General features: G+C 71.0%; 5 protein-coding genes. 2 read left to right on the top strand and 3 right to left on the bottom strand.

The genetic code is table 11. The features are described from left to right. A partial coding sequence (locus WBP48_RS03765; RefSeq protein ID WP_424436314.1) for a (Fe-S)-binding protein occupies window positions 1-849 on the top strand: 849 nt, incomplete at its 5' end. Window positions 850-1,033: 184 nt separating this feature from the next. Here WBP48_RS03765 and WBP48_RS03760 read toward each other — a convergent pair. From WBP48_RS03760 to WBP48_RS03750, 3 genes are all read right to left on the bottom strand, one after another. Further along, window positions 1,034-2,932, bottom strand: coding sequence for a DEAD/DEAH box helicase (locus WBP48_RS03760; protein ID WP_424436311.1), 1,899 nt, complete (start codon window positions 2,930-2,932; stop codon window positions 1,034-1,036). Between the two features lie 178 nt (window positions 2,933-3,110). Continuing rightward, window positions 3,111-4,313, bottom strand: a complete 1,203-nt coding sequence (locus WBP48_RS03755; protein ID WP_424436308.1) for a cation:proton antiporter — start codon at window positions 4,311-4,313, stop codon at window positions 3,111-3,113. A gap of 20 nt (window positions 4,314-4,333) precedes the next feature. Next, on the bottom strand, window positions 4,334-4,822 hold the full coding sequence (locus WBP48_RS03750) for a cation:proton antiporter regulatory subunit (RefSeq protein WP_424436305.1): 489 nt from the start codon (window positions 4,820-4,822) through the stop codon (window positions 4,334-4,336). A 110-nt stretch (window positions 4,823-4,932) separates the two neighbouring features. On the opposite strand from WBP48_RS03750, the gene WBP48_RS03745 reads away from it, so the two are divergent. Next, window positions 4,933-6,351: an MFS transporter gene (locus WBP48_RS03745; protein ID WP_424436302.1), complete on the top strand. Its 1,419-nt coding sequence runs from the start codon at window positions 4,933-4,935 to the stop codon at window positions 6,349-6,351. The last annotated feature ends 39 nt before the right edge of the window (window positions 6,352-6,390 follow it).

Raw genomic sequence — 6,390 nt, 5'->3', positions numbered from 1 at the left:
GTCCCGCTGGTGCGCGGGGCGACCAGCGTCGCCCGCGCCGTGCTGGGCGCCGACACAGTACCGTCGTACTCGGCCGACCTCCCCGGCGGGGGTAACGCACGCCGTACCCGTGCCGGATGCCGCGGTGCCGGTGGCGGCGACCCGGTCGCGGTCTACCTTCCCGCGTGCGTCAACAGCATGTTCGGCGCGGCCGGCGACGGCATCGGCGTGACAGAAGCGTTCACCCGTCTTGTCGAACGTGCCGGCGTGCGCGTCGTCGTACCCGAAGGGATCGAGTCGCTGTGCTGCTCGACCCCGTGGACGTCGAAGGGATACTCCGGCGGCCGCGAGGTCATGGCCCGACGTGTCATCGACGCCGTGCGCGAGGCGTCCGACGACGGCGATCTGGTCATCGTGAGCGACGGCGCGAGCTGCACCGAGGGGTTCGCGCACATCTTCGACGATGCCGGGTTGGACTACCGCACGGAGGATGCCGTGGACTTCGTCGCGCGCGTCGTCCTCCCGGTGCTCGGCGATGTGGCACCGGTCGTCGATGCGCTCGTGCTGCACCCGACGTGCTCGTCCACCCAGATGGGGCTGAACCCGGCGTTGCGCGCCGTCGGCGATGCCGTCGCGCGGACGGTCACGGTGCCGGATGCCTGGGGGTGTTGCGGCTTCGCCGGCGACCGTGGCATGCTCCATCCGGAGCTGACGGCGTCGGCGACCGCCGCCGAGGCCGCAGAGGTGCGGGCACTCGACGCCGATGCGCACGCCTCGTGCAACCGCACATGCGAACTGGGCATGACGCGAGCCACCGGCAAGGAGTACCGGCACGTGCTCGAACTGCTCGAGGAGGCGACTCGGCCCTGACCCGCCCCGGCTCGCGCCCGACCCAACGCTCCCCTCCAACGCGCCGACCCGACGCGCGTGGTCGCTCGTGGTGCCGATGAGCGGCCACATGCGTCGGGTCGCCGGCGTGCCACAGCATCCGCGACCGCGGGGGCAGGCGAGGGGATGCCGGGTCGTGCTCTTGTGCGCGCGGGTCAGGCGCGGGTCAGGCGCGGGGACGGGGCGTGCGCTTGGCGGAGCGCTGGAAGCGGTCGGGCTTGAGCTCGATGAGGCGGCCGCTGATGCGGGTGCTCTCCAGGCGCTGCAGCGTATCGCGGGGCAGGTCGACGGGGAGTTCGACGAGGGAGAAGTCGGGCCTGATCTGGATCGCCCCGAAGTCCTCGCGGCGCAGACCCCCTTCGTTGGCGAGCGCGCCGACGATCTGCCGGGGCTCGACCTTGTGGCGACGGCCCACCTCGATGCGGTAGGTCGCGGTCGGGCCGGCGGAGCCGCGCTCGCGGCGCGGGCGATCCTCGAGGTCGCCACGGTCGGTGCGGTCACCGTCGCGGTCGCCGCGATGGTCGCGGTCGCCGCGATGGTCGCGGTCGGCGCGGTCGTCCCGGTCGCCGCGTTTCGACTCGCTGCGCTCGCCGAACGCACGGGGGTGCTCGCGGCGCAGCGGGCGATCCGCGTCGGCATCCAGCAGCAGCGGCGTCTCGCCCTGCGCGACGATCGCGAGGGCGGCGGCGACGTCGGCCTCTGGCACGTCGTGGTGCGTGACGTAGTGGGTGATGATGTCGCGGAAGCGGTCGATCCGCTCGGTGTCGGCGAGCGCCGTCGTGATGGCGTCGTCGAAGCGCGTGAGGCGCGTCGCGTTGACGTCGTCGACGCTCGGCAGACTCATCTCGGTCAGCGGCTGGCGCGTCGCCTTCTCGATCGACGTCAGCATCCGTCGCTCGCGGGGCGTGACGAAGCTGATGGCGTCGCCGGTCCGGCCGGCGCGGCCGGTGCGGCCGATGCGGTGGACGTACGACTCGGTGTCGATCGGCAGGTCGAAGTTGACGACGTGGCTGATGCGCTCCACGTCGAGGCCGCGGGCGGCGACGTCGGTCGCGACGAGGATGTCGAGCTTGCCGTCCTTGAGCTGGTTCACGGTGCGCTCGCGCTGCACCTGCGCGACGTCGCCGTTGATCGCGGCCGCCGTGTACCCGCGGGCGCGGAGCTTCTCGGCGAGGGTCTCGGTCTCGTTCTTGGTGCGGGTGAACACGATCATGCCCTCGAACGGCTCGACCTCGAGGATGCGGGTGAGGGCATCGACCTTCTGCGGGTACGAGACGACGAGGTAGCGCTGCGAGATGTTCGCCGACGTCGTGGTCTTCGCCTTGACGTTGATCTCCTCGGCATCCTTCAGATACGTGCCCGCGAGGCGCCGGATCTGCGACGGCATCGTCGCCGAGAACAGGGCGACCTGCTTGGTGTCGGGGGTGTCGGCGAGGATGGTCTCGACGTCTTCGGCGAAGCCCATCTTGAGCATCTCGTCGGCCTCGTCGAGCACGAGGTAGCGCAGTTCGGTGAGGTCGAGCGTGCCCTTGTCGAGGTGATCCATGATGCGGCCGGGCGTGCCGACGACGACGTGCACGCCGCGGCGCAGCGCCGACAGCTGCTGGCCGTAGCCCTGGCCACCGTAGACCGGCAGCACGTGCACGCCGCGCAGGTGCCCCGCGTAGGACTCGAACGCCTCGCACACCTGCAGTGCGAGCTCGCGGGTGGGAGCGAGCACGAGCGCTTGCGGGGTCTTCTGCGAAAGGTCCAGCCGCGACAGGATCGGCAGCGCGAACGCCGCCGTCTTGCCCGTGCCGGTCTGCGCCGTGCCGAGCACGTCGCGACCGGCCAGCAGCGGCGGGATCGTCGCCGCCTGGATCGCCGACGGCGTCTCGTACCCGACGTCCTTGAGCGCCTTGAGCACGGGCTCGGCGAGGCCCAGATCGGCGAAGGCCGGGGGGACGGATGCCGCGGTCTCGGCCGCGGGTGCGGTGTCTGCCCCAGCCGGGGTTTCCGGGGCGTCGACGCCGGCGGATGCCGACTCGTCCCGGTCGATCTGGTCGGTCTCACGCTCTGACGCCATGGGTCCACGCTACCGGCGGCAGCCCGCCCCACCCCTCATCGCCGAGCCGCTACGTTACGCCCGAGCCGCTACGTTTCGCCACGTCGTTTCGTAGCGGCTGGTGCGAAAGATAGCGGCTCGCGAGCGGGGGCGGAAGCGGGAGGGACAGGAAGCGGCGCGGGACAGGAAGCCGCGCGGGTCAGGATGCTGCGGCGCGCTGCCGTTCGCGGCGCGCCGCCTGACGGCGGCGCGACCAGGTCGTGAACCACTCGGCATCCGTCACCCTGGCGAGCAGCGGGCCGGTGATCATCGTGATGAGGACGTATGCCGCGGCGAGCGCACCCAGCGCGGGTTCGAGTCCGGCGCCGACCGCGAGCCCCGCGATGACGATCGAGAACTCGCCGCGCGGGGTCAGGGCGAATCCGGCACGCCACCGGCCCGCCTCGCCGATGCCCGCGCGGCGGGCGGCGCGATACCCGGTCGCGATCTTGGTGCCCATCGTGACGACGGCGAGCACGAGCGCGGGCAGGAGCATCGGCACGAGGTCGCCGGGATCGGTCGACAGGCCGAAGTACAGGAAGAACACCGACGCGAACAGGTCACGAAGCGGCGTCAGGACGCGCTCCGCCTCGATGGCCGTCTTCCCCTGGATCGCGATGCCGACGAGGAACGCGCCGACGGCGGCGGAGACCTTGACCTCCGAAGCGAGCCCCGCCACCAGGACGGTCACACCGAGCACCGCGAGCAGGAACGGCTCGGCGTCGCGAGTCCACAGCATCCGCGAGAACCAGCTGCCGTGCCGCAGGGCGAGATACAGGATGACGACGACGGATGCCAGGGCCACCACGACCATGACGGTCGCGAGTCCGAGGTCCATGCCGACCAGCAATGCCGTGAGGATCGGCAGGTAGAACGCCATCGCGAGGTCCTCGAGCACGAGGATCGACAGCACCGTCGGCGTCTCACGGTTGGTGAGCCGGCCGAGCTCCTGCAGCATCTTCGCGATGACCCCGGAGGACGAGACCCACGTGATGCCGGCGAGCGCCATCGCGGCGACGGGCCCCCATCCCAGCAGCAGCGCGAGTGCGGCTCCGGGTGCGGCGTTGAGCACCATGTCGAGCGCCCCGGCGCTGGACGACGTGCGAAGGTTGCCGACGAGTTCGCGCGGGCTGTATTCCAGTCCGAGCATGAGCAGCAGCAGGATGACGCCGATCTCGGCGCCGACGGCGATGAACCCCTCCGCGTGGTCGACGGGGATCAGCCCGCCCTCGCCGAGGGCGAGCCCGCCGACGAGGATGAAGGGGATCGGCGAGATGTGCAGCCGTGCCGCGAGGCGTCCGACGATCGCGATGCCGAGCAGGAGAGCACCGATCTCGATGAGGTCGAGCGCTCCGTGATCCATACGCGTGGGCCGTCGTGCCGTCAGTCGCCGGCGATGATGCGGACGAGGTGGTCGAGGCCGTCGCGGGTTCCGACGGCCACCAGCGAGTCGCCCGCGTCGAGGCGGTCGGCGGGGGCGGGGGCGGGCAGCACGCCCGTCTCGCGGACGATCGCCACCACCGAGCATCGCGTCAGAGTGCGCGCCCGGGTGTCGCCGAGCGGTCGGCCGACGAAGGGCGAGTCGGCGCGCACCGGGATCTGCTCCGTGTACAGGCCCGCGATCTGCTCGCGGAGCCCCGCGAGCTGCGTGAGGATGAGCGAGCCGCCGAGCACCTCCGACAGCGCGGTCGCCTCGTCATCGGTGAGCTCGATGGTGTCCTCGGCGCGGTCGGGATCGTCCTCGTCCGACAGCGCGAGCTCGCGACCGCCGTCGCGATAGTTGATGACCGACAGGCGACGACCCTCGAGCGTGAGGATGTCATGGCGCACGCCGATACCCGGCAGTTCGGCGCGTTCGACATGCACTGGCATGGCTCCCATCATGGCACCGCCGCGCCGTATTCTGAGCCTGCACGCCACCAGACTTCCCGACGGATGCCGGCGGCACCGGTCGTTCACCGAAGGGACCTACCGTGACGCACATGTCGTTGCCGCCTGAGCCCACTCCCGCCGCCGACGACGCGGCGGTTGCGGCGTCGGCTGCCGCGTCCCCGGCATCCGTTCCTCGCAAGCGGGTGCTGTCCTGGGCGATGTGGGACTGGGCGATGCAGCCGTTCAACACGGTCATCCTGACGTTCGTGTGGGTCGCGCTCTATCTGACGTCGAGGCAGTTCCTCGATCCGGCGGTGCGCGAGTCGGGGCTGCTCGCGGACGGCACGTACATGAACTGCAACGCGTCGCAGTACGCGGGCAGCGAGTACTGCCACGGGCTCACCGACCTGTCGGAGTGGTGGGGCTGGGCGAACTTCGCCGCCGGCATCCTGATCGTCGTGCTGGCGCCCGTGCTCGGCCAGCAGGCCGATGCGCGCGGCAGCAAGAAGAAGTGGGTCGTCGGGGCCACGTTCGCCGTCGCCCTGATGCAGTTCGTGCTGTTCTTCATCGAAGCCGACCCGAAGTTCTTCTGGTTCGGCGCCTTCGCCGTCGCGATCGGCGCTGTCGTCGCCGAGATCGGGAACGTCAGCTACTACGCGATGCTCGCCGAGGTCTCCACCCCGCAGACGGTCGGCCGCATCTCGGGCCTGGGCTGGGGCCTCGGCTACATCGGCGGGGTCGTCGCGCTCATCGCGTGCATCCCGATCCTGTTCGCGATAGGACAGAGCGAACCGCTCGCGTACAAGCTCGTCGCGGTGCTGTGCGGCGTCTGGACGATCGTGTTCGCGATCCCGTTCTTCCGCAACGTCCCCGAATCCCCCGCGTACGGCGGGCCGGAGCCGGTCGGGTTCTTCGGCTCGTACGTCGTGCTCGTCCAGAACCTGGGGAAGCTCTTCCGGACGAACCGCCCGACGTTCTGGTTCCTGATCGCCGCCGCCGTCTACCGCGACGGGCTCGCCGGCGTGTTCGCCTTCGGCGCGGTGCTGGCGGCGCAGGGGTTCGGGTTCTCGTTCCTGGAGGTCATCGCGTTCGGGCTGGCCGCGAACCTCGTCGCGGGCGTCTCGACGATCTTCGCGGGACGGCTCGACGACGCCATCGGTCCGCGCAGGCTGATCGTCATCGCGCTGTCGGGGCTCGTGGCGATGGCGTTCGTCGTGTTCCTGTTGCGGGATTTCGGCGCCGTCGTCTTCTGGGTCTGCGGGCTGCTGCTGTGCGCGTTCGTCGGACCCGCGCAGGCCGCGAGCCGCGGCCTGCTGACCCGGCTCACCCCCGCGAGCACGCAGGGCGAGATCTTCGGCCTCTACGCGACGACCGGCCGCGTCGCGTCGTTCCTGTCGCCGCTGGCGTGGTCGCTGTTCCTGGCGTGGTTCGGCGGGATCGTCTACGGCGTGCTCGGCATCGGGCTGGTGTTGCTGGTCGGGCTCGTGATGCTGCTGTTCGTCAAGCTGCCGCCGCACGTGCGGGGCTGACGGCTGCGCCGGCGGCGCCGGGCGCGCCGGGTGCCGGGT

This window comes from Microbacterium sp., from assembly GCF_049661145.1.
GTDB lineage: Bacteria > Actinomycetota > Actinomycetes > Actinomycetales > Microbacteriaceae > Microbacterium.
Note: the sequence above shows the minus strand (reverse complement) of the source record. Positions and strands in the feature narration are given on the sequence as shown.

What these genes read in the sequence shown, in the direction of transcription:
- WBP48_RS03760 (WP_424436311.1), bottom strand. Translation starts at nt 2,932, where the DNA reads ATGGCGTCAGAGCGTGAGACCGACCAGATCGACCGGGACGAGTCGGCA.
- WBP48_RS03755 (WP_424436308.1), bottom strand. Translation starts at nt 4,313, where the DNA reads ATGGATCACGGAGCGCTCGACCTCATCGAGATCGGTGCTCTCCTGCTC.
- WBP48_RS03750 (WP_424436305.1), bottom strand. Translation starts at nt 4,822, where the DNA reads ATGCCAGTGCATGTCGAACGCGCCGAACTGCCGGGTATCGGCGTGCGC.
- WBP48_RS03745 (WP_424436302.1), top strand. Translation starts at nt 4,933, where the DNA reads ATGTCGTTGCCGCCTGAGCCCACTCCCGCCGCCGACGACGCGGCGGTT.